Source organism: Stenotrophomonas sp. Nf1, assembly GCF_003028475.1.
Classification (GTDB): domain Bacteria; phylum Pseudomonadota; class Gammaproteobacteria; order Xanthomonadales; family Xanthomonadaceae; genus Stenotrophomonas.
The window spans coordinates 79,085-101,951 of record NZ_PYTV01000006.1; the positions used below are offsets into that span (position 1 = coordinate 79,085).

Here is a 22,867-nt window from a genome sequence, read left to right on the forward strand (position 1 = left end):
AAGGGCGCTGCTATCGTGGCCGGCCCTGTTCATTGGAAGCCCCCGCATGCTCGTCCTGATCCAGCGCGTCAGCCAGGCCGCCGTCCACGTCGAGGGCGAAGCGGTGGGGCAGATCGGCCCCGGACTGCTGGCACTGGTCGGCATGGAGCCGGGCGACAGCGAGGCCCAGCTGCAGCGGATGGCCGAGCGCCTGCTGGGCTACCGGGTGTTCGCCGACGAGGCCGGGAAGATGAACCGGTCGCTGCGCGACACCGGCGGCGGCCTGCTGCTGGTCAGCCAGTTCACCCTGGCCGCCGACACCCGTTCGGGCATGCGGCCCAGTTTCACCACGGCCGCACCGCCGGACGAGGCTGAACGCGGGTTCAACCGATTTGTCGGGATCTGCCGTGAAAATCACGCCCCAGGGGTGGAAACCGGCCGATTTGGTGCCCATATGGTCGTCAGCCTGGTCAATGACGGTCCTGTGACCTTCCTTCTCAGGCCCTGAAGCCGCCGGGACCACCGCCCGGCAGGCGGGGCCCCGGGCTGGTATAATGCTACGTTCCCTATTTCCTACCCAGCCGGTGGCGCGAGCACTACATGGCCAACGAACGTCCTGCCCAATCCGAAATCAAGCAACTGATCAGCAAGGGCCTGGAACAGGGCTACCTGACCTACGCCGAAGTCAATGACCATCTGCCGGACGACATGGTCGACCCGGAACAGATCGAAGACATCATCGGCATGATCAACGGCATGGGCATTGATGTCCATGAAGTTGCGCCGGATGTGGAGACCCTGCTTCTCAACGACGGTAACACCGGCAACCGCGAAGTCGATGACACTGCGGCCGAAGAAGCCGCCGCCGCGCTGAGCGCGCTCGACACCGAAGGTGGCCGTACCACCGACCCGGTGCGCATGTACATGCGCGAAATGGGCACCGTCGAGCTGCTGACCCGCGAAGGCGAAATCGCCATCGCCAAGCGCATCGAGGAAGGCCTTTCGCAGGTGCAGGCCGCACTGGGCCAGTTCCCGGTCTCGGTCGAGTCGCTGCTGAACGACTACGAAGCCCACAAGGAAGGCAAGAAGCGCCTGGCCGAAGTGATCGTCGGCTTCAACGACCTGGCCGACGAAGAGCCGGCGCCGCCGGCGGCCGCTGCCGATGACAGCAGCGATGCCGACGCCGAAGGCGACGAAGACGAGGACGATGATGTCGACGGTGGCGAGGAAGAAGCCGCACCGACCGGTCCGGATCCGGAGGAAGTCGCCGCGCGCATGCAGGCGCTGAGCGATGCCTTCAACGCCTTCAGGAAGGCCGCGACCAAGGGCGACAAGAAGAACCTGCCGCGCCTGCGCGAAGAAATGTCGGCGGTGTTCGTCACCCTGAAGCTGCCGCTGCCGCTGACCGACGTGCTGACCAAGCAGCTGCGCGACACCATGGCCGACATCAAGGCCCATGAGCGCCGCGTGCTGAACCTGGCCACCGTCACCGCACGCATGCCGCGCAAGGACTTCATCCGTTCCTGGGAAGGCAACCAGACCAACCTGGAGTGGGTGGAAGACGCACTGAAGCGCAAGCAGAAGTGGTCCTCGGCGCTGCGCGAGGTGAAGGACCAGATCATCGCCGAACAGCAGGCGACGATCGACATCGAGACGCTGACCCAGCTGGACCTGGAAGAGCTGAAGGAAATCAGCCGTGCCATGGCCTACGGTGAAGCCAAGGCGCGCAAGGCCAAGAAGGAAATGGTCGAGGCCAACCTGCGCCTGGTGATCTCCATCGCCAAGAAGTACACCAACCGTGGCCTGCAGTTCCTCGACCTGATCCAGGAAGGCAACATCGGCCTGATGAAGGCCGTGGACAAGTTCGAGTACCGCCGCGGTTACAAGTTCTCGACCTACGCCACCTGGTGGATCCGCCAGGCGATCACCCGCTCGATCGCCGACCAGGCACGCACCATCCGTATTCCGGTGCACATGATCGAGACGATCAACAAGTTGAACCGCATTTCCCGCCAGATGCTCCAGCAGTACGGCCGCGAGGCCACGCCGGAGGAGCTGGCCAAGGAAATGGACATGCCGGAAGACAAGATCCGCAAGGTGATGAAGATCGCCAAGGAGCCGATCTCGATGGAAACCCCGATCGGCGACGACGAGGATTCCCATCTGGGCGACTTCATCGAGGACACCAACGTGGAGTCCCCGATCGAGAACACCACCAACATCAACCTGTCTGAAACCGTGCGCGACGTGCTGGCCGGCCTCACCCCGAGGGAAGCCAAGGTGCTGCGCATGCGCTTCGGCATCGACATGAACACCGATCACACGCTGGAAGAAGTCGGCAAGCAGTTCGACGTGACCCGCGAGCGCATCCGCCAGATCGAAGCGAAGGCCCTGCGCAAGCTGCGTCACCCGAGCCGCTCGGAGCAGCTGCGCAGCTTCCTGGATATCGATTGATTTCCCGGTTGCGCTGATGTGTTGAGAAAACCCCGCTTCGGCGGGGTTTTTTTTGGGTAGCGCCGGGCCATGCCCGGTAGATTCGTATCGCAATTCGTATCTGGATACGTCTTGGTTACGTAACACTATTCTGGCGGGCTCCAATCGCGTCGTGGATGAAATTCCCTATAAACAGAGGCTTGCGCTTTCACGTGGACGTGTGAGGCGCGTTGTTTGACGAGCATTACGTAACACTATTCGTCCCACAACTCCCCGCTTGGTAGCGCCAGGCCCAGTCCGCTGCGCCTACCTGGTGTCGCATCTGTCGTTTGAATTCTCCCTGCGACAGCTGCACGCTGGTTCGGCGCAGGTGTACGCAGAGGCTGCTGAAGCTCGGTTGCGGCAGGTCTCGAAGGGGCTTGCCGTTGATGACTGAGTAGCGAGGGAAGGGCGGGCTCCACTACACTGTGGCGCTGCGCAGGGCCTATAGCTCAACGGTTAGAGCAGGGGACTCATAATCCCTTGGTTCCGGGTTCGAATCCTGGTGGGCCCACCAGCGCCGCCACCGCCGCCAGCCTTCAACGCCACGCTCACACCTGCAGCGCCACGCTCAGGCCTCTGCACGGAGGCTCGCCATGGCACCTACCATCCGCATCGCCTCGCTTTCCGACCTTCCGCAGGTGGCTGCACTCTTCAACGAGTACCGGCAGTTCTACGAACAGCCTGCCGATCTTGAACTGGCCACCACCTTCATGCGTGAGCGGTTGCAGAGCGGCGATTCACTGCTGCTTGTAATCGAAACCGAACACCACGGAATCGTCGGCTTTACCCAGCTGTACCCACTGTTCGATTCCGTAAGTGCACAGCGCAGTTTTATTCTTTATGACCTGTACATCGCGCAATCGGCGCGCCGCCAGGGCTCGGCCCGCGCACTGATGATCGCAGCAACGGACGAGGCACGTCGGCGTGGTGCTGGCCGGTTGGAACTGCAGACCGGCCGCAGCAATCTGCCTGCCCAGCGGCTCTATGAAGGCCTGGGTTGGCAGCGCGACGACGCATTCTTCGTCTACGCCATTCACCCGTAGAGGGCGCCGGGCGCGGGGCGTCTGCGGCAAAGCCAGCTTGACAGTCCGCCCGCCAACATGGACCTTCCCCACCATGACTATCGATATCGAATCGCTCAGCCTGCGCGAGCTGGGCGCCCTGGTGGTGGCTGCCGAACAGCGCAAGGCCCTGATCACCACCCGTCGCCCGGCCGCAGCGGTGCGCCGCCTGTTGAAGGCCGCCGCGGCCGAAGCCGGTTACACCATCGAAGAACTCTTCGGCGATGAGGCTGCGGAAGACGCGGCACCCGCGCGCAGACCCGTCCGCCGTAAGTCGGCCAAGGTCGCCCCCAAGTACCGCGATCCGGAATACAAGCGCCTGACCTGGAGCGGCCGCGGGCGCATGCCGCGCTGGCTGGCGGCCAAGGTGTCCAAGGGCCACAAGGTCACCGATTTCCTGATTCCCGGTCTGGCCAGGCCGACGGCGGGCAAGACCAGCACCATCGGCAAGCGCACCGTCATCAAGAAAGCCTGAGGCCTGCATCCCACTGCGCATGCGAAGTGGGGCTGCCTGCCTTCGCATCCGCACTTGAATCGATCTAGGATGCGCCCATCGATCCAGCACGGGAGCGCACGGCATGGCGTTGGGTACGTGGATGATGGTCGCCTGCATGGCGGCGGCAGGGGTAACGGGTGCGCAGGCCGCGCCGGCGGTCACCTCGGGTAATCCAGTCCTGCAGGGCTGGTATGCCGACCCGGAAGCAGCGGTATTCGGAAACCGCTATTGGATATTCCCGACCACCTCGGCGGACTACGATGCGCAGACCACCTTCGATGCGTTTTCTTCGCCCGATCTGCTGCACTGGACCAAGCATACTGACGTACTGAACGCCAGGGCGGTGCCGTGGGCCAGGCGCGCGATGTGGGCGCCTTCGGTGGTGGAGAACAAAGGAAAGTACTACTTCTTCTTCGCCGCCAACGACATCCAGAATGATGGCGAGCTCGGTGGCATCGGCGTGGCTGTGGCCGATCACCCGCAAGGGCCGTACAAGGACCTGCTCGGCAAGCCGCTGGTGGGCGCGTTCCACAACGGCGCACAGCCCATCGACCAGTTTGTCTTCCGCGATGACGATGGCGCCTGGTACATGATCTACGGCGGCTGGAAGCACGCCAACATCGTGCGCCTGAAGGACGATTTCAGCGGCGTGCTGCCACTGGCCGATGGCACGCTGTTCAAGGAGATCACGCCGGCACCGGAGTACGTCGAGGGCCCGCTGATGTTCAAGCGCGGTGGGCGCCACTACTTCATGTGGTCGGAAGGCGGTTGGGGTGGGCCGGATTACTCGGTCGCCTACGCCATCGCCGATGCACCCACCGGGCCCTTCAAGCGCATCGGCAAGGTGTTGCAGCAGGACCCTGCCATCGCCACCAGTGCCGGGCACAACTCGGTGATCCAGGTGCCGGGCAGCGACCGCTGGTACATCGTCTACCATCGCCGGCCACTGGGAGACCGCACGCGCGACCATCGGCAGACCGCCATTGAACGCCTGCAATTCGATGCGCAGGGGCACATCCTGCCGGTGAAGATCACCCGCGAGGGTGTACCGGCCGATCCGCTGCGCTGAGCCGGAACGGGGCCAACCGCGCTACCCTGCGCGGGTCCTCACCGCAGGGAGTCAGCGCATGGCAGACAACGGCAACATGACGATCACACCCAGGGCCTTGTATATCGCGGGCGCCGTGGGTGTGCTGATCAGCATACTGGCGTGGTCGGTGGAATGGAGCGGGCTGGCCTATGTCTGCCCGTACTGCCGCGTGCAGCGCACGGTCATCGGCGTGCTCGGCGTGCTGCTGCTGTTCGCGCGACCGGGCCGCATCGTGGTGCCGTGGCTTGCCTACACGTGCGGCGGTTTCGCCTTCGTGGTGGCAGCGATGCAGCACTTCAACGGCTGGAAGCGCATCTCTGCCGGAGAATTCAGCCTCAACGCGCAGTGGTACATCGACCCGTGGCTGCTGTCCGGCTGCGCGATGCTGATCCTGGTGGCGCAGCTGATGCTGGTACAGGCGGCCTGCCGAGGACCGCTGCATTCCCGGATGGAGGTCCGCTGATGCGCAGTTCCTGCCTGTTGTTGGCTGTCTTCCTCCTCCCCGGTACTGCGGTCGCTGCGTCCGACGACGCTGCTTCGCCCAGGCGCCCGTCGGTGGAAACGCTGCAGCGCCTGATCGTGGACAAGGCGCCGCAGACACGCGTGGAAACGCCGGACAGCGAACGCATCACCGCGCGCCGCATCGATATCGTCGATGACCAGGGCGTGATCCGCATGACGTTGTCCGGCAAGACGCCGGCGCCGATCATCGACGGCATCCAGTACAAGCGCGCCTTCAACGTGGCCGGCATGGTGCTGTACGACGACAAGGGCAGCGAGCGCGGCGGCTTCGGCACCGCCGATGTCGACGGTGGCATGGCGGTGCTGGCGCTGGATCATCCGGCCATGGATGCGATCGGGTGGCGGGTGTCACCCGACGGGCAGGTGAGCTTTTCGATCAACCAGGCGCCGAAGCTGATCCGCGAGCCGGCGCTCGACAACAAGCTGATTCCCGGCGTGCAGGCACCGACCCGCATCGGCCTGGTGGTCGGCGCCGATGGCACGCCGGCCATTGCGCTGAACGACAAGGCCGACCGCACCCGCCTGCGCCTGACCGTCACCGCCGAAGGCTATGGCGCGATCGAATTCCTTGATGCGCAGGGCAAGGTGATCCACACCTTGGCACCGGAGGCCGAACTGCGTCGCTGATACGCTGGCAGGGCCGGTTGGCGCCTAGCCGCGCCGGCCGCGCCCGTCGATGCTGTAGCGCCCGGCGCCGGTGCACGCCAGCAACAGGAAGCCACCGGCCAGGCCCAGGTTCTTCAGGAACATGATCTGCTGGGTCGCATCGCCGAGGTTGTGGTGGAAGACGAACGCGGTGACCAGGCTGAAGCCGGCCAGCACGATGGCGACCAGCCGGGTCTGGAAGCCGAACAGGATGCACAGGCCGCTGCCGATCTCGAAGATGATGGTCGGCCACAGCAGGATGCCGGGCACGCCCATGGTTTCCATGTAGCCCTGGGTGCCGGCCAGATTGCCGAGCTTGCCCAGCCCGGAGACCAGGAACAGCGCCATCAGCAGCAGGCGGGCAAGCAGGTAGGCAAGCGAGTGCGATGAATGGCTCACGGAAGGTCCTTGGGGATGGCCGACGAACGCGATCGGAGCCCACCGGCGGTGAAGCCTGTGTGTAGGTGGCGCTACGCATTCTGGAACACCGCCAGCTGCGCTGCGAACGCACGCTGGTAGGCGGGGCGCTGCGTTGCGCGCGCCACGTACGCGGCCAGCACAGGGTACTCATCGACGATGCCGCTGCTTTTCAGCCGCAGCAGCACCGAGACCATCATCAGGTCGCCTGCGCTGAACCCGCCGTCAAGCCAGGGGGCCGCGCCCAGCCCTGTCGACAGCTGCGACAGCCGCGTGCGCACCCGCTCATCGAGCATCGGCAAGCGCTGCGCATACCAGGGCTGCTCACGCTCCAGCACCCAGGCCATCGAGCGCTCGACGATCGGCGGCTCCACGGTGTTCAAGGCGGCGAACAGCCACATGATCGCGCGCAGGCGGGCGTCCGGATCGGCGGGAAGCAGGCCGGGATGCTGCTCGGCCAGGTGCAGGACGATCGCGCCGGACTCGAACAGCACCCGCTCGCCCTCCTGCCAGGTGGGAATCTGGCCGAACGGATTGCGGGCCAGATGGGCGGGCTGCTTCATCTGCGCAAAGCTGAGCAGCTGCACGTCGTAGGCAATGCCCAGTTCCTCCAGCGCCCAGCGCACGCGCATGTCACGGGCCAGGCCCTGGCCGCGGTCGGGGGAGGTGGCAAAGGCGGTGAGGGTGGGGGACATCGCTGTGCTCCTGCAGGCGGAAGGTCCTGCTCTTGCTGGTTCGACGAATGAGCGGGCCGCAAATCGACCGCGGTCACCAGCATCGCGCCATCGCTGTGCAGGTGGCGGCTACACTGCGGCAATTCCATCCAGCCAATACAGCCCCATGTGGCAGCGCGCCCGTTCCCTTGCCCGATTGCAGCAACAGCGTGACGCGTTGGAAACCGAGCTGGCCGAGCACGCCCAGCGACTGGCGTCGCGGTGCGGGCCCGAAGAGCTGGTCGCGGCACTGATGCCACAGGCGAGACGGCTGGTGGAAGTCAGGTCCAAGATCCTGCGGGCCACACCTGCGCGAGTGCTGATGGAGCGGGCGCACACGCTGGAGCATGAACTGCGCCGATCGACCGCGCGCGATGAACGCACGCAACGCTTGCTGCGCGATGAGCTTCGCGACCTGCGCCTGTATCTGGATACGCCGCGGCGGCGCCCGCTGACGCTGCGGGTGCTGCTGATCCTGTTGGCCAGTGTCGCTGCCGCGCTGCTGTTGCCGGACCTGGTCGTGGATCTGTTGTCCGGCGCCTGACTGGGCAGCGCCTCGCCTCTGCACAGGTGATGCACGCCTCGTGCACGTGCAGGCAATTGTTTGCGGTCCAGGCTGGCAGCTCCATGCCACCGCGACGCAGGAGGACAACGATGAATACCCCCGGAAAACCGAAGCCCAGCTGGCGCCAGAGAAATGTGCTGATGGGAGCACTCGCTGCCGTGCTGGTGATCGTGCTGATCATCCTCTTCGTGCCCTGGTGACCACGTGAGGTCGGCTTGATGTGAGCCGCACGCGGCTGTGGCGTGAAGCAGTCAGTGCGGGTTGGGTGAAGTGAGGCAGGCATCAATCGCTGCTCACCCGCGAACCACACCAGCGTGTCCACAGTGGTCCCACAGGCAGCGCAGTCAACGCTGCTTTTCTCCCCCGATCCGAAGACAGGAGCAACGCCATGAGCACCCAGTCCACCATCGAACATCGCCTCAACGATCTGATTGAAATTGCCCGCGACGGCAAGTCGTTCTACGAGGAAGCGGCCACCAAGGTGAAGGATGCCGAACTGTCGGCGCTGTTCGTCCGCATCGCCGGCGTCAAGGGCAGGATCGTCGCCGCGCTGAGTGGCTCGGTGGCCGCCAGCGGTGGCAAGCCGGCCGAGCACGGCACCCTGGTCGGTTCGATGCAGCAGTTCTACGGCAAGGTGCGCGCTGCGTTCGGCGACACCAACTACGGCTATGTGGCCGAACTGGAAGAATCCGAGGACCGACTGCTCGGCGCATTCAAGGATGTGCTGAAGGAGAACGATCTACCGCCGGCGGTGCGCCAGGAAGTCACCCAGCTGCTGCCGGACGTGCAGGAGTGCCACAACGTGATGCGCGCGCGCAAGCACGCGATGAAGGCGGCCTGATCATCGGGCGCAGGATGTAAAAAAGGGGCGGCCGTGAGGCCGCCCCAACCCGTCAAGGGCAGGTTGTGTCAGAAGCGGATCGACCAGCGTGCATTGGCACCATGGTCGCGGCTTTCACTGCCGAACTGGCCGCTGTAGCCCAGTTCCAGCTGCTGGCGCGGGCTCAGCCAGGCCGCCAGGCCGATCTCGGCCACCACCGCGCTGTCGGCAATCGGCGCACCGTTCACCGCAAAGGTGGTTGCGCCATCAGCGAAGGCCAGGTTGGCCACCTGGCTGCGGTCACCCGAGGCACGGCGATAGCCGACGCCGCCACGCAGGTGCAGCCAGCTTTCCTGCTGGAACGACGCCTTCAGGCCCTTGTCGAAGCGCACGCCGGCGGTGGCGATGGTGGTGCCGGTGTCATCCACCTCGCCACGCAGTGCCGCCGCACCGCCGCGTTCGTTGATGCGCTTGAGGTCCACTTCAACGCGCGCCACCTGCAGGTACGGCTCCAGCCCGGCTTCCGGCCCGCCGAAGCGGTACCCGGCCTCGATGAAGGCCTGGCGGGTGCGGGCGTCGTAGCGTGCACTCAGGCTGTCGCTGAAGCCGGCAAAGCCGACCTCACGCGTGCTCTTCACTTCGTGCTGGCTCCATGCCACACCGCCGCGCAGGCCGAAGCCACCCCAGCTGTGGCTGGCGTAGGCACCGAAATGCGTGTTGTCGATCTTCGACTTGGCGCGACGGTCCTGCTGCTTCACGTCAGTGCGGCCGGTACCGGCCAGCACACCCAGCTGCCAGCCGGAGACCTCGCGGTCGATGCCGACCAGCAGGCCGTTGCTGTTGGCTTCGGTACGGGCGGTGTTGAAGTCACCGTCCAGCTTGCCGTTGCCACCGATCGCCTGGACCCAGGCGCCGGTCGCATCGCCGGTCTCTGCACCGGGCGCGGCGGCACCGGCACGGCGCGACAGCGCGGCATCGCGCACATAGCGGCTGCCCTCGACCAGGGCCAGAGCGGTGGCCGGATGCAGCTCGCCACTGAGGCCGTCGAGCACGCCGCCGACCTGCTGCGGGAACAGCTGGGTGAGCGGCTTGGGCAGGCCCTGGTTGATCGGCAGCAGGTCAGCGGCACCCGCCGCTGCGCGCTGGTTGGGGGTGGCGGCAGCGGTGGTCAGCGAGGCACCGCGGGCAACGTCGATACGCGCACCATTGGCGCCGTAGGCCAGGCTGAACTGCAGGAACGGTGAGAACGCGCTGAAGTCGGTCTTGGCGAACTGGCCGCTGACGCCACCGTCGGCGCGCAGGAAGTTGAACTGTTCGCCGAGGTAGTACACGCCCGGTTCCGGCAGTGCGACCAGGGTGCCGCCGAGCGTGGCGGTGCCGGTGACGTGCAGCTGGTCGCTGCGGCCACCCGGAGCCAGTTCCGCGGCATACACGCCGGTGGCGCCCTGCACGTAGTTGCCGTTGATGGTGAGTGTGCCGATCGAGTTGCCCGGTGCGATGATGCCGTCCACGCGGGTGGTGCCCAGCGTACCGACACCCTTCAGCAGGCCGTTGGCGCCGACCGTGGTGGTGCCGCCGGTCTGGGTGCCGTTGAACGACACCACGCCGCCGTTGACGGTCAGGTTGCTGTTCTTCAGCAGGCCACTGCTGCTGACCGTGCTGACACCCCCGCTGGTGTTCAGTGCGGTGGAGACCAGGCTGCCGTTGAGCAGGAACTGGCCGCCCTGTACCTCGACCGCTGAGGTCAGCGTGTTGGTGCCATTCAATTCCAGCGTGCCGTCGCGCAGCACTGCGCCGTTGAAGCTGTTGTTGCCGCTCAGGCGCAGCCAGCCGATGCCGGACTTGGTCAGCTTGCCGGGGCCGCCGATGTCATTGGTCCAGTTGTCCCAGGCATCGCCTTCCCAGACCTTCAGGCCACCGGCCTTCTGGTTCATCACCACGTTGGTGTCCACGCGCAGCGAGCCGTAGCCTTCGATGGCCTTGCGCAGATCCATCAGGCCCCAACCGTAGATCTCATCGATGCCCGGATCGCCGATGTCGCGCGTGGTGGTCAGCAGTACGTCGCGTACCTGTGCGCTGTCCAGATAAGGGAAGCGCTCGAACAGCAGGCCCAGCGCACCGGTGACGTGCGGTGCGGCCATCGACGTGCCACTGAGCAGACCATAGCTGTACGTTGGCACGCGTTGGCTCACGTCCAGCGACAGATTGCCATTGGCATCGATACCCAGCGAAGCTGCCAGCGCGGAGTCGTCGCCGTAGACGGTGGAGTTGATGTTGGAACCGGGGGCGGCCAGGCACCAGTTGGCGCTCAGGCCGCACTTGTTGGAGGTGCGGCTGAGGGTGAAGTCCTGCCCGACATTGACCACGCTCAACCAGTATTTTTCGATGTCGGCGAAAGCCCGGGGCAGCGTGGCATACATGCCGGCGATCGGGCTGGCCGATACCGGCGCGGTAACCGCACGCGCAGGTGAATTGCCGGCTGCCCAGACCTGGATCATGCCATTGGCACGCGAGCCGTCTGCATAGGTGGCCAGGTACTCACGATAATCCGGGTCGTTGTAGATCTGGTCCATCAACGTGGCGCTGGGCTCTTTGCTCAGGCCCCAGCTGTGGTTGACCGCGCGAACGCCCTGGGCGTTCATCTGGTCGTACATCTGAACCACCGCCGAGGAGTCGGGGCCTACGCTGCCCAGCGAGACGACCGAGTAGCTGGTTCCTACGCGCTGCCATTCACTGGCGCTGTTGAAGAACAGGCGGGCAACACTGAGGTCGGCGCCGAAGGCCACGCCGTGCATGCCGTTGCCATCACGGTTCGCGGCGATGGTGCCGGCCACATGCGTGCCATGCACCTCGAACTCGAGTCCGGGCTGCACGTAGTTGCCTGCCCGGATCAGATCGCGGATGTTCTGCGGGACGTTGGCGTTGAAGCCCACGTAGCTCACCTGCACGTCATTGCCGTCGCTGGAGAAACACGCGTCGGGACCGTTCAACTGCGTAGTGTTGCTGCAGTAGGAGCCATCGGCCAGCAGGTCGGCGATGTGGATGCTGCGATGGTTCTTGCCGGCGAACTCCGGATGATCCAGACCGCTGCCACTATCGAACACGCCGAGGCGGATGCCAGTGCCCGTCAGGCCGCGCGCATAGGCGTAGTCCGCATTGGTCGCGGCCAGGCCCCAGTCGGCACTGAACTCGCTCGTGCGCCAGCTGGCCGGATCACCCGGATTACCGAGGATTGAGCTCGCGCTGGCTGACGCTGCGGGTGCTACGGCCGACAGGTTCGCGCCGGCCGACGGGCTCGCCAGCGACGCAGGCTGCGCCCACGCAGCCTGCAGCTGGCGCTGCTGCTGCCAGGCATCAAGTGATTCGCTGGCCAGGGCGGGCAGCGCGGTAGCCAGCAGCAGCGAACTGGCAACGGCAAGCGCCAGCGGGCGGTGCGACAGGGAGCGGGACGAACGGCCGTACAGCGGGTGATTCATCGGACAACTTCCTTGGTTGACGGACAACAACGCCGTTAACGCCAAGGCGGGGCAACACCCCCCAGTAATGTGAAGGCAATTTTATGAACGCGTTAATTTTGCGTGACAGAGGTGTTCACGTGGTCTCCCCACGGCCGCTTTACCGTGGGCCGGCCTGGGCTCACCAGGCTTATCAAGGAGTGATATCGATGCGTACTTTCAGGAAAGTGATCGCGGCGGCGGTGTTCGCCCTGGCCTGTACCGGTTCAGTGGCCGTGGCCGGGCCGGTGGAACCCTGCGACCGGCCGTGCTGGCGGGCCTACCAGGCGTGCCTGTCCATCGGCGGAGATGCCACTGAGTGCGAGCAGGCATACAACACCTGTGTGATCGATCTGTGCTTGGGCGTGTGAGTCGCGCCGGTTGAAGCAGCATGATGTGGGGCCCCGTCAGCGACGGGGCTCTTCTGTTTCCGACGAAGGAGTCTCATGGCTGTCAAACGTGTCGTCGCCAACATCGCCACCCCGGACCCGTCACGTGCGGCGGCCTTCTACACCGGTCTGCTCGGCATGCCGGTGGTGATGGACCACGGATGGATCGTCACCCACGGCGGCCAGGGCAACGCGCTGGCCCAGATCAGTTTCGCCAGTGAAGGCGGCGGCGGTGCACCGGTGCCGGACCTGTCGATCGAGGTGGACGATCTGCAGCAGGTGCTCGACCGCATGCACGCGGCCGGAATCGCACTGGAATACGGGCCGGCCGACGAGCCGTGGGGTGTGCGCCGCTTCTTCGTCCGCGATCCATTCGGGCGCCTGCTCAATATCCTGGCTCATCGCTGAGCGAGGCAGGCTGCCCGGTCGTAGCGCGCTCAGCCCTGCTGCCGCGGCGGGCGTTCGGCCAGCGGCTCATCGGCCTGCTGTTGCTGTTGCTGCCGTATGCCTGCGTGGCGGGCGTGACCTCCTTCGCGGCCGATGGCGGCCATGTGCTGGCGGTCGCGGCTGATGGCCTGGCCGCCCTTGCGGCCGGCAAGACGCGCTTCGGCTGGGCTGAATTCGTGCGCGTTGCCGGAGGCATGCGCCGCACGGCCGCCCTTGGCGGCGATCGCGCGCTGCTTGTCCTGGTCCATCGAAGCGAAGCCGCGTTGGGAAGTGCCGCGCTGCGGGTCGGCCATGGGAACTCTCCAGAGCAGGGAGGAAAGCCGCATCCTTGCCGATGCCCGGCTAAGGCCATGTCCGCGCGGGCGGCGCAGCCTTCACGCCACGCCGCAGTTGCGTTCACGCGCCGCTACGGTAGCGAACACAGCGTTGGCGCCGGTGCTATCGCAGATGACCGATGGCTTGCCTAGAATCGCAGCATCCCGGTAGTTCCCGGGAGCCTCGAGTGAATGGACTCAATGAAGATTCTGTTGACCGGCAGTTCCGGGCGGATCGGACGCGCGATCTTCGGTGCGCTGGCGGCGACCCATGAAGTGGTGGGGTTGGATCGCAGCCCATTCGCCACCACCCGCATCATTGCCGATGTCACCGACCGCCAGGCCGTGGCCCGTGCGGTGCAGGGCGTCGACGCGGTGATCCACACCGCCGCCCTGCACGCACCGCACGTGGGCCTGGTGCCCGATGTGGTGTTCCAGCAGATCAACGTGGACGCCACCGCGCACCTGCTGCAGGCGGCACGCGAGGCGGGCGCACGGCGCTTCGTGCTGACCAGTACCACGGCGCTGTACGGCCATGCGGTGGTCGCCGGCGGCTGCCGTTGGATCGACGAGGACACCGAGCCGTTGCCGCGCACGATCTACCACCGTACCAAGCTGCAGGCCGAGGCCCTGGCCGAGGCTGCGGTGGCGCCCGGATTCAGCGTGCGCGTACTGCGCATGGGCCGCTGCTTCCCCGAACCTCCCGAACGCATGGCGATGTTCCGTCTGCATCGTGGCCTGGACGCGCGTGATGTGGCCAGCGCGCACGCCACGCTGCTGCTGGATGCGGGGGAGGGGTTCGCGCGTTACGTCGCCTGTGCGCCCACTCCGTTCCGGCGCGAGGATTGCCTGGACCTGGCCGCGCGCCCGCGCAGCGTGCTGGCGCGCCGCGCCCCGCAGTTGCTCGCCGAGTTCGAGCGCCGTGGCTGGCCATTGCCGCTCAGCATCGACCGCGTCTATGACAGTGCGCGGTTGCGCAGCGAGCTCGGCTGGCAGCCGCGCTTCGGCCCGGATGATGTGCTGCAGCAGTATGCGGCCGGCAGCATCGAGGTCCTGCCGCGCGCGCAATGGATCAAGGACCGCGTGGCCGAGTAGGCGCAGGTGGCTGTGCGGGCGGCGCTTCATGACCCGTCCCTGAGCGGATTCAGCAATGTGTAGGCGGGGCCACTCAACCTCGTGGGTGCGCGGCCGCTAACCCGGTGCGCTTCCAGTGCCGGGCCAGACCCGGCCGCTGGGGGCCCGCGCGACGGATCGCGCGCCTGCGCGGCGCCTCGCGGTGCCGGTCGTCCTGAACTGCCTTGCGGACCCTTCCATGCCTTCTTCCCGCTCCGCCGCTGCCCGCCGCCCGGGCAGCATCGCCCACAAGCTGATGCTGGGCACTGCCCTGATCGCGCTGTTGTGCTTCGGCCTGACTGCCTTCCTGATCTACCGCCAGGCCAGCGCCAGCCTGATCGATGCCTCGCGCCAGACCATGACCAGCGAGGCCAATGCGGAGGCCCGCCAGGTCGCCGCCGACCTGGGTACTGCTTTCGCCAGCAACGATGCGATGGTCGAAGCCGTGCTGGCCCAGCGCGCACGCGGCGACGTTCCCGACCGCGCCAGCCTGGCCGCGGTCCTCGGTGAGCAGCTGCGCACCCATCCGGAATGGCTGGGCAAGAGCACCATGTGGGAAGCCGAAGCGTTCGACGGCAAGGATGCCGAGTTCGCCAACACCGAGATGCACGACGCCACCGGCCGCTACATGAGCTACTGGGCCTGGCACGAGGGCAAGCCGCAGCAGTCGACCATGACCGACTACACCGAGGCCGCCGACGGTTCGGCCGACTGGTACGTGGTGCCCAGCCGCGACAAGCTGCCCAAGGTCAGCGAACCCTACGCCTACGACATCGCCGGCCAGCAGGTGCTGATGAGCACGCTGAGCTCGCCGATCGTGGAGAACGGCACCTTCCTGGGCGTGTTCACCGTCGACTTCTCGCTGGCGGCCTTGCAGAAGCACCTGGCCACGCTGAAGCCGATGGGCGCCGGCCGTGTCGAACTGCTGTCACCCAAGGGCGTGGTGCTGGCCTCGGCCAATGCCGCCGAGATCGGCAAACCGCGCAGCGATGCAGTGACCCGCGGCATGCTGGCCGATATCGCGGCCGACCGCCGCTTCGAAGCCTTCACCCCGGATGCCGAGGGCAACGTGCGTGTGTACGTGCCGCTGCGCGTGGGCGATGCGCCGCAGCGCTTTGCGTTGGGCGTGGTGATGCCGCATGCGGTGATCGTGGCCGAGGCGCGCCAGCTGCTGTGGCTGACCCTGCTGGTGGGCGTGGTGGCGGCGCTGACGCTCAGCGTCGGCGTGTATGTGCTGCTGCGCCGGCTGGCGATCCGCCCGTTGGCCGAGGCCGTGCGTGTGGCCGGTGATGTGGCCGCCGGCAAGCTGGACAGCACGCTGCCGGCGCGCAGCAACGATGAAGTGGGCCGCCTGCTGGACGCGATGCAGGGCATGCGCGGCCAGTTGCAGGCGGTGATGGCCGCACAGGCGGAAATGGCGCGGCGCCACGAGGCCGGTGAACTGAGCTATCGCATGGATGCGACCGCGTTCCCGGGCGAGTACGGCCGCATGGTGGCCGACAGCAACCAGCTGGTGGCCGCCAGCAATGCCGTCACCCAACGCCTGGTGGAAGTGATGCAGCGCTATGCGGTGGGCGACCTGAGTGTGGACATGGAAGCGCTGCCGGGCGAGAAGGCGGTGTTCACCGCTGCGATGGCCACCACCAAGCACAACCTGGCCGCGATCAACGAGCAGATCCAGCAGCTGGCGGCGGCCGCTGCCGCCGGCGATTTCGCGGTGCGTGGTGATGTGTCGCGCTTCGATCATGATTTCCGCCGCATGGTGGACACGCTCAACACCATGATGCAGGTCAGCGACCACAACCTGGCCGAACTGTCGACGCTGCTGCGGGCCATTGCCGCCGGCGACCTCAGCGCGCGCATGCACGGTGACTTCCATGGCGTGTTCGCGGTGATGCGCGATGATGCCAACAGCACCGTGCAGCAGCTGACCGGCATCGTCGGGCAGATCCAGCAGTCGGCCGCCAGCATCCGTCTGGCCGCGGGCGAGATCGCCGCCGGCAACAGCGATCTGTCACGCCGCACCGAGCAGCAGGCAGCCAACCTGGAAGAGACGGCGGCCTCAATGGAGGAACTGACCTCCACCGTGCGCCAGAACGCCGACCACGCACTGCAGGCCAATACCCTGGCCGGCTCGGCAGCCGGTGTTGCCAGCGAAGGCGGGCAGGTGGTCAGCCAGGTGGTGCAGACCATGGAGCAGATCGAAGCCTCGTCGCAGCGTATCGCCGAGATCATCTCGGTGATCGATGGCATTGCGTTCCAGACCAACATCCTGGCGCTCAATGCCGCCGTGGAAGCAGCACGTGCCGGTGAACAGGGGCGCGGCTTTGCGGTGGTGGCCAGTGAAGTGCGCGCGCTGGCGCAGCGCTCGGCCGGCGCCGCCAAGGAGATCAAGGAACTGATTGATGCCTCGGTGGCCCAGGTGGGCGCGGGCGCGCAGCTGGTGCACGGTGCAGGCCGCACCATGCAGGAGATCGTCGGCCAGGTCGGCCGGGTCAACGAGATCATGGCCGAGATCTCGGCGGCCTCGCGCGAGCAGTCGGCGGGCATCGAGCAGGTCAACCAGACCGTGGTGCAGATGGACGAGACCACCCAGCAGAACGCCGCGCTGGTGGAGGAAGCCAGCGCCGCGGCACGCGCGATGGAAGAACAGGCCGAGCAGCTGGCGGTGGCGGTGTCGCGCTTCCGCCTGCAGGCCGAACCGCTGCCTGCAGCGCGCCGCGCCGCCTGAGCGGCGCCGTGGGCTGAAGCGATTCAGCTTCGGCAGACGGCCGGCAGGGGCGGGAATCTGGCGCCGGGACACCCCGGCGCCACCGTCGGTGGCCGCACCGTCACCCACCCGCCTTGTTTTTAGGATAGGGTGCGCAGTTCCGCTGCCGTTCCAGCTGAACCCGGATGGCAGCGGGATGTCCATGGAGGTTGCATGACCACACCTGCTACACCGGAAAACGCACCGGGACCGGTGCTCCTGCCGACACCTGAAGTGGTGCAGGCACAACAACTGCTCGCACGCCAGCAACTGGCGGTGGCCATGGATCGTGCACGCACGGCGGCCACGCAGAACGCGGCACCGGCCGCGCTGGAAAGCGAGTAACGCGCAGCGGCAACGATCGCGCTGGCACATGGCCAGCGCGATCCCGACGCGCATCGATCAGAAGCGTGCGGTCATGCTGAAGAAGTAGCTGCGCCCCGCGACGAAGTAGTCGGTGGAGCCTTCGGCATACAGTTTCTTGTCGGCCAGGTTGCTGACGCCACCGCGCAGGGTCAGTACCTCGTTGACGTTCCATGCTGCGGTCAGGTCATACAGGGTGTAGGCCTTGAGGAAGGTGGTGGCCACCCCGGTCTGCTTGCCGGTGTACTGCGCCGACAGGCTGCTGGAAAACACCGTGTTGGGCGTCCAGTCCAGCGACGAGTAGCCCGAGAATTCCGGGGTGTCGATCAGGTTGCGGCCGGTGGTCAGGTTCTTGGCTTCCTTCATCCAGGTCGCCGAGGTGCGCCAGCGCCAGTGCTCGCCGAAGCGCACGTTGAGGTTGCCTTCCATGCCGCTGGTGCGCGCGCGCTGGACGTTGCTCATGCGCGTCCACCAGATGCCGTTGAACCGGCCCAGCGGCGCGTACTCGATCTTGTTCCTGAAATCGGTATGGAAGTAGGTCAGGCCGGCATCGACACGTTCATTGTCGAAGCTGATGCCGATCTCGCGGTTGGTGCTGGTCTCCGGATCCAGATCCGGGTTGCCGGCCATGTAGCAGCCGCCGCGGGTGTAGCCCAGCGGGATCAGCGAGGTACAGCCACGACCGCCGGACTGGGTGGCGGCATTGGGCGAATTCTCGGTCAGGCTCGGCGCGCGGAAGCCCTTGGAGACGCCACCGCGGATCGTCCACTGCTCGGCCGGGTGCCAGACCAGGTAGGCACGCGGGCTGACGTGGCCGCCGAATTTCTCGTGGTGGTCCAGGCGTGCGCCCAGGGTCAGTGCCAGGGTGCGGTGCAGCTTCAGTTCGTCTTCGACGAACAGGGCCCAGGTATCCACTTCCAGGCTGGAGCCATTGACCGGGTTGCCGGCGTAGTCGATCGGCGCGCGGCCGATGGTATCGGTGTTGGTCAGTTCCTGGCGCTTCCACTGGCCACCGACGGCGAACTGGTGCTCCACGCCCAGCGTGAACGGCGTGGTCAGGCTGCCTTCGATGATGGTGTCGGTGGCCTCGGAGCGGCCGGTCGCGCCGATGTCATTCTTGTACTCGGTCCAGTACGCACTGATCCTGGAGGTGCCGAAGCTCCACGTGCCATCGTGATTGAGTGCCAGCGAGCTGCGCTTGAGTTCACTGGCTCCCCAGGCACCTTCGTCCTGCTGCTCCAGCGCGGTGTCGATGAAGGCCTGCTGCACGCCGTGGCCCGCTTCAAGCGATACGTCCTGCGCGTCGCTCAGTTTCCATTGCAGCAGCGCATCGACGTTGCGGTCCTTCTCGCCGGCATAGGCATTGCCGTAGACACCACCGTTGGACCGGTCGGAATCGCGGCGCATGCTGTTGGCGCCGATGCGCAGCCCGACCCGCTCGCTGAGCGGGCCGGAGAACGTCGCGCCGATCTGCTGGGTGTCGCCGCGCGTGTCATCGCCGGGGCGGGTATAGCTGTGGGTGGCACTGCCGCGCCACTCATCGCCGATGCGCTTGGTGATGATGTTGATCACCCCGCCCATGGCGTCGGAGCCGTACAGCGAGGACATCGGCCCGCGCACCACTTCGATGCGCTCGATCTGGTCGGGCGAAATCCAGTTCAGATCCTGGCGGCCCAGGTCCGGCCGGTAGTTGGTCGAGGCCGAGCTGCCCATGCGCTTGCCGTCCACCAGCACCAGCGTGTAGTTGGACGGCATGCCGCGCAGCTTGATCTTGGACTGTTCGCCAGCCGCACTCAGGCCGCCGGTGACGCCGGGCACGCGGCTGAGCAGGGTGGCCAGGTCGTGCACCGGCTGCCGCTCGATGTCCTCGCGGCTGATCACGCTGATGCTGGCCGGCGCATCCTTGATCCATTGCTGGTTGCCCGAGGCGGTGACCACCACGGTGTCCAGATCCTTGGTGGAGGCATCGGCGCTGGCCTCGGCGGCGGCCAGGCCGGGCAGGGTCAGCAGGCAGGCGGTGGCCAGGGCGTGGGCCAGACGGGTGCGCGGCAGGCGCGCGGAGCGGGGGTGGGACGGCAGGGACATGACGGCTTCCATGGGAGGTGGGGGACCCGGTGGAAGCAGCAGGCGCAGGCAATCGGCAGCCAGCCCCTTCCATGGGTCATCTGGGGTGCGCGGTTCGGACCGGCGCAGCTGGGTGGGTCTGGGCCGTGAGGAAGACGGCGACCTGCCTGGTTAATGAAATGATAACCGTTCGCGTTTGATACGATCCAGTACCCGGGGCGACATCGTGACATCCAGCGCGCACCGCGCCCGCTCGCCTGCTATTGGCTGAATGGGGAGAAATCCCGGCGTAGACCTTCGCACCCGGCTTACATCCGGCGCCCTAGACTGGGCCGCATTTTCGATTCCGCCCCGTTGGAGATCGTGTGGGTTCCGGTAGTGACAGACATCGACTGTGTGGCCTTGCGCCGACGCAGCCAGGACAAGTGCGGGCGCCGGGAAAGCGCGCCGGGAACCTTGGTGCATGCAGCCCGGCCGGGATGGCCGGCCGTGCCGACTGCGCGGAGTAGGCGGCAATGGGGGTGCAGACCATCCACGCTGAAGCCGATACGCCCGGGCTTGATGCAGGCTGGGCACTGCTGCCGGCCGAATCACCGTTGCCGATGCCTGAGCAGACCCTGCGCCAGGGCGCGCTGAAGGTCCGTCGGCATCGTACGTCGCCGCGCCTGATCGGCCTGCGCCGGTTCTACATTTTCGGCGGCACCCTGGCCATGACGGCCCTGGCCACGCGGATGATGTGGCGGGTGCTGTCGGCCAACGGCATCAGCGTGCTCGAAGCCTGCCTGCTGGTGCTGTTCGTCGGCCTGTTCGCCTGGATCGCGCTGTCCTTCGCCAGCGCCCTGGCCGGCTTCCTGACCGCAGTGTTCGACCGCGGCTACCGCCTGGGCATCGATCCGGATAAACCGCTGCCGACCGTACACAGCCGCACCGCGCTGCTGATGCCGACCTACAACGAAGATCCGCGGCGGCTGCTGGCCGGCCTGCAGGCGATCTACGAATCGGTGGCGGCCACCGGCCAGCTGGAACGTTTCGACTTCTTCGTGCTCAGCGATACCCGGCGCGAGGACATCGCGCGCGCCGAGGAGCAGGTGTTCGCCGAACTGCGTGAGCGGGTGCCGGAGGGCATGACGCGGCTGTTCTATCGCCGCCGTGGCGACAACAGCGGGCGCAAGGCCGGCAACATCGCCGACTGGGTGCGCCGCTTCGGTGGCGCCTACCCGCAGATGCTCATCCTCGACGCCGACAGCCTGATGACCGGCGACAGCATCGTGCGCCTGGTGGCCGGCATGGAACACAACGCCGATGTCGGCCTGATCCAGACCCTGCCGTCGGTGATCGGCGGGCGCACCCTGTTCGCGCGCATGCAGCAGTTCGGCGGCCGCGTATACGGCCCGGTGATCGCCCGCGGCGTGGCCTGGTGGCATGGTGCCGAGAGCAACTACTGGGGCCACAACGCGATCATCCGTACCCGTGCCTTTGCCGACCACGCCGGTCTGCCGGCACTGCCGGGGCGCAAGCCGTTCGGTGGCCACGTGCTCAGCCATGACTTCGTTGAAGCGGCGCTGATGCGCCGTGGCGGTTGGGCCGCGCACATGGTGCCCTACCTCGGTGGCAGCTACGAAGAGGGCCCGCCGACGCTGACCGACCTGCTGGTGCGCGACCGCCGCTGGTGCCAGGGCAACCTGCAGCACGGCAAGGTGGTGGGCAGCCGCGGCCTGCACTGGATCAGCCGCACGCACATGCTGATCGGCATCGGTCATTACTTCACCGCGCCGATGTGGGCGATGCTGATGCTGATCGGCATCGCCATCCCGCTGTTCCAGGAGGGCATCGATTTCAACGCCCTGCTGCACCTGTCGCCCAGCGTGTACTGGCGTGCCCAGGACGAGCAGCAGGTGGTGCGCCTGTTTGCTGCCACCATGGCGGTACTGCTGCTGCCCAAGGTGCTGGGCTACCTGGCGATGCTGCTCGATCCGGTCGACCGTCGCGGCTGTGGTGGTGCGATCCGTGCCTTCGTGTCGATGCTGGTGGAAACAGTGCTGGCCGCACTGATGGCGCCGGTGGTGATGTACGTGCAGTCGCGCGGCGTGGCCGAAGTGCTGTCCGGCCGCGATTCGGGCTGGGACGCGCAGCAGCGTGACGATGGCGGCATTTCATGGATGGCGCTGATCCGCGGCTATGGCGGCCTGGGCGTGTTCGGCGCGTTCATGGGGGTGCTGGCCTGGGCGGTGTCGCCGTCGCTGGCCGCCTGGATGGCGCCGGTGGTGATCGGCATGGTGCTGGCCATTCCGGTGGTGGCGCTGACCTCCTCGCGCGGTCCGGGCGCCTTCCTGCATCGCCTGGGCCTGCTCGACATTCCCGAAGAGAACATCCCGCCGCCGGTGCTGGTGCGGGCCGCGCAGCTGCGCCGGGAAGCAGCCGAGCTGCCGCCCCTGTACTGATCGCCCCGCGCCAGCGGCATAATGCGGCTCGAACTTGAAGGAGCCGCATCATGCTGCAAACGGTGGAACAGGAAACCGGCGCCTCGCCGCAATGGTCGGTGATCTGGCTGCACGGGCTCGGCGCCGACGGCCACGATTTCGCGCCGATCGTGCCGGAACTGGTGCGCCCGCACTGGCCGGCGCTGCGCTTCGTGTTTCCACATGCACCGGTGCGGCCGATCACCATCAACAACGGCGTGCCGATGCGTGGCTGGTATGACATCGTCGGCATGGATTTCCGCTCGCGCGCCGACATGGCCGGCGTGCGTGAATCGGTGGCGCAGCTCGATGCGCTGATCGCGCGCGAGATCGAGCGCGGCATCGCCGCGGAAAAGATCTTCCTGGCCGGCTTCTCGCAGGGCGGCGCGATCATCCTTACCGCCGCGCTGTCGCGCATCGCGCCGTTGGCCGGGCTGATCGCACTGTCGACCTACCTTCCCGATGCCGATGCTGCCACCCGGGTGGAGGGAGCGGTGCAGGTGCCGGTATTCATGGCCCATGGCAGCAGCGATCCGGTGATTCCGCAGCCGGTGGCCGCGCACAGCGCACAGACGCTGCGCACGCTGGGGCTGGAGGTGGAATGGCACAGCTACCCGATGGCCCACCAGGTCTGCGCCGAAGAAATCCAGGCACTGGGTGACTGGCTGCAGGACCGGCTGGGCGCTGCCTGA

21 protein-coding genes and 1 tRNA gene are annotated in these 22,867 nt (G+C 66.6%); 17 read left to right on the forward strand and 5 right to left on the reverse strand.

Annotated features, from left to right (window positions below):
• Positions 1 to 46: 46 nt before the first annotated feature.
• The 8 genes from dtd (at position 47) to C9412_RS12435 (ending at position 6,250) form a co-directional block, all read left to right on the forward strand.
• Entirely contained in the window at positions 47 to 487 is a 441-nt protein-coding gene (gene dtd, locus C9412_RS12400; RefSeq protein WP_107231899.1) for a D-aminoacyl-tRNA deacylase, read from the forward strand.
• A gap of 92 nt (positions 488 to 579) precedes the next feature.
• Positions 580 to 2,433 carry an RNA polymerase sigma factor RpoD gene (gene rpoD, locus C9412_RS12405; protein WP_107231900.1) on the forward strand — a complete coding sequence of 618 codons (1,854 nt, stop codon included), beginning with the start codon at positions 580 to 582 and terminating at the stop codon, positions 2,431 to 2,433.
• 459 nt (positions 2,434 to 2,892) lie between these two features.
• Positions 2,893 to 2,968: transfer RNA gene (locus tag C9412_RS12410), tRNA-Ile, on the forward strand.
• 79 nt (positions 2,969 to 3,047) lie between these two features.
• Entirely contained in the window at positions 3,048 to 3,497 is a 450-nt protein-coding gene (locus C9412_RS12415) for a GNAT family N-acetyltransferase (RefSeq protein WP_107231901.1), read from the forward strand.
• Between the two features lie 73 nt (positions 3,498 to 3,570).
• Complete coding sequence (locus C9412_RS12420; RefSeq protein ID WP_107231902.1) at positions 3,571 to 3,990, forward strand: H-NS histone family protein; 420 nt, start codon at positions 3,571 to 3,573, stop codon at positions 3,988 to 3,990.
• 103 nt (positions 3,991 to 4,093) lie between these two features.
• Positions 4,094 to 5,080 (forward strand): glycoside hydrolase family 43 protein, encoded by a 987-nt coding sequence (locus C9412_RS12425; RefSeq protein WP_107231903.1) that lies wholly within the window; start codon positions 4,094 to 4,096, stop codon positions 5,078 to 5,080.
• A 58-nt stretch (positions 5,081 to 5,138) separates the two neighbouring features.
• Entirely contained in the window at positions 5,139 to 5,564 is a 426-nt protein-coding gene (locus C9412_RS12430) for a hypothetical protein (protein WP_107231904.1), read from the forward strand.
• Positions 5,564 to 6,250 carry a hypothetical protein gene (locus tag C9412_RS12435; RefSeq protein WP_107231905.1) on the forward strand — a complete coding sequence of 229 codons (687 nt, stop codon included), beginning with the start codon at positions 5,564 to 5,566 and terminating at the stop codon, positions 6,248 to 6,250. The genes C9412_RS12430 and C9412_RS12435 overlap by 1 nt, the downstream gene beginning before the upstream one ends.
• A gap of 24 nt (positions 6,251 to 6,274) precedes the next feature.
• Here the strand turns inward: C9412_RS12435 and C9412_RS12440 are convergent, their stop codons facing one another.
• Entirely contained in the window at positions 6,275 to 6,667 is a 393-nt protein-coding gene (locus C9412_RS12440; protein WP_107231906.1) for a DoxX family protein, read from the reverse strand.
• Between the two features lie 71 nt (positions 6,668 to 6,738).
• The gene (locus C9412_RS12445) at positions 6,739 to 7,380 is read right to left on the reverse strand and encodes a glutathione S-transferase family protein (protein WP_107231907.1); all 642 of its coding nucleotides are present in this window, start codon (positions 7,378 to 7,380) and stop codon (positions 6,739 to 6,741) included.
• Between the two features lie 145 nt (positions 7,381 to 7,525).
• On the opposite strand from C9412_RS12445, the gene C9412_RS12450 reads away from it, so the two are divergent.
• Together C9412_RS12450 and C9412_RS12455 are read left to right on the forward strand one after the other, a co-directional pair.
• The gene (locus C9412_RS12450) at positions 7,526 to 7,942 is read left to right on the forward strand and encodes a hypothetical protein (protein ID WP_107231908.1); all 417 of its coding nucleotides are present in this window, start codon (positions 7,526 to 7,528) and stop codon (positions 7,940 to 7,942) included.
• Between the two features lie 409 nt (positions 7,943 to 8,351).
• The gene (locus C9412_RS12455; protein WP_107231909.1) at positions 8,352 to 8,804 is read left to right on the forward strand and encodes a PA2169 family four-helix-bundle protein; all 453 of its coding nucleotides are present in this window, start codon (positions 8,352 to 8,354) and stop codon (positions 8,802 to 8,804) included.
• Positions 8,805 to 8,872: 68 nt separating this feature from the next.
• Here the strand turns inward: C9412_RS12455 and C9412_RS12460 are convergent, their stop codons facing one another.
• Positions 8,873 to 12,259 carry an autotransporter serine protease gene (locus C9412_RS12460; RefSeq protein WP_107231910.1) on the reverse strand — a complete coding sequence of 1,129 codons (3,387 nt, stop codon included), beginning with the start codon at positions 12,257 to 12,259 and terminating at the stop codon, positions 8,873 to 8,875.
• A 188-nt stretch (positions 12,260 to 12,447) separates the two neighbouring features.
• On the opposite strand from C9412_RS12460, the gene C9412_RS12465 reads away from it, so the two are divergent.
• Entirely contained in the window at positions 12,448 to 12,648 is a 201-nt protein-coding gene (locus C9412_RS12465; RefSeq protein WP_107231911.1) for a hypothetical protein, read from the forward strand.
• 75 nt (positions 12,649 to 12,723) lie between these two features.
• Positions 12,724 to 13,074 carry a VOC family protein gene (locus C9412_RS12470; RefSeq protein ID WP_107231912.1) on the forward strand — a complete coding sequence of 117 codons (351 nt, stop codon included), beginning with the start codon at positions 12,724 to 12,726 and terminating at the stop codon, positions 13,072 to 13,074.
• Between the two features lie 29 nt (positions 13,075 to 13,103).
• Here C9412_RS12470 and C9412_RS12475 read toward each other — a convergent pair whose 3' ends face one another.
• Complete coding sequence (locus C9412_RS12475) at positions 13,104 to 13,406, reverse strand: KGG domain-containing protein (protein WP_107231913.1); 303 nt, start codon at positions 13,404 to 13,406, stop codon at positions 13,104 to 13,106.
• 222 nt (positions 13,407 to 13,628) lie between these two features.
• On the opposite strand from C9412_RS12475, the gene C9412_RS12480 reads away from it, so the two are divergent.
• From C9412_RS12480 to C9412_RS20700, 3 genes are all read left to right on the forward strand, one after another.
• Positions 13,629 to 14,522, forward strand: coding sequence for an NAD(P)-dependent oxidoreductase (locus C9412_RS12480; protein ID WP_107231914.1), 894 nt, complete (start codon positions 13,629 to 13,631; stop codon positions 14,520 to 14,522).
• 217 nt (positions 14,523 to 14,739) lie between these two features.
• Entirely contained in the window at positions 14,740 to 17,271 is a 2,532-nt protein-coding gene (locus tag C9412_RS21010) for a methyl-accepting chemotaxis protein (RefSeq protein WP_107231915.1), read from the forward strand.
• A 192-nt stretch (positions 17,272 to 17,463) separates the two neighbouring features.
• Positions 17,464 to 17,634: a hypothetical protein gene (locus C9412_RS20700; RefSeq protein WP_169050326.1), complete on the forward strand. Its 171-nt coding sequence runs from the start codon at positions 17,464 to 17,466 to the stop codon at positions 17,632 to 17,634.
• Between the two features lie 57 nt (positions 17,635 to 17,691).
• Here the strand turns inward: C9412_RS20700 and C9412_RS12490 are convergent, their stop codons facing one another.
• On the reverse strand, positions 17,692 to 19,737 hold the full coding sequence (locus tag C9412_RS12490; protein ID WP_107231916.1) for a TonB-dependent receptor: 2,046 nt from the start codon (positions 19,735 to 19,737) through the stop codon (positions 17,692 to 17,694).
• Positions 19,738 to 20,231: 494 nt separating this feature from the next.
• Between C9412_RS12490 and mdoH the strand changes: the two genes are divergently transcribed.
• Positions 20,232 to 22,157 (forward strand): glucans biosynthesis glucosyltransferase MdoH, encoded by a 1,926-nt coding sequence (mdoH, locus tag C9412_RS12500; protein WP_107231917.1) that lies wholly within the window; start codon positions 20,232 to 20,234, stop codon positions 22,155 to 22,157.
• Positions 22,158 to 22,207: 50 nt separating this feature from the next.
• Positions 22,208 to 22,867, forward strand: coding sequence for an alpha/beta hydrolase (locus tag C9412_RS12505; RefSeq protein ID WP_107231918.1), 660 nt, complete (start codon positions 22,208 to 22,210; stop codon positions 22,865 to 22,867).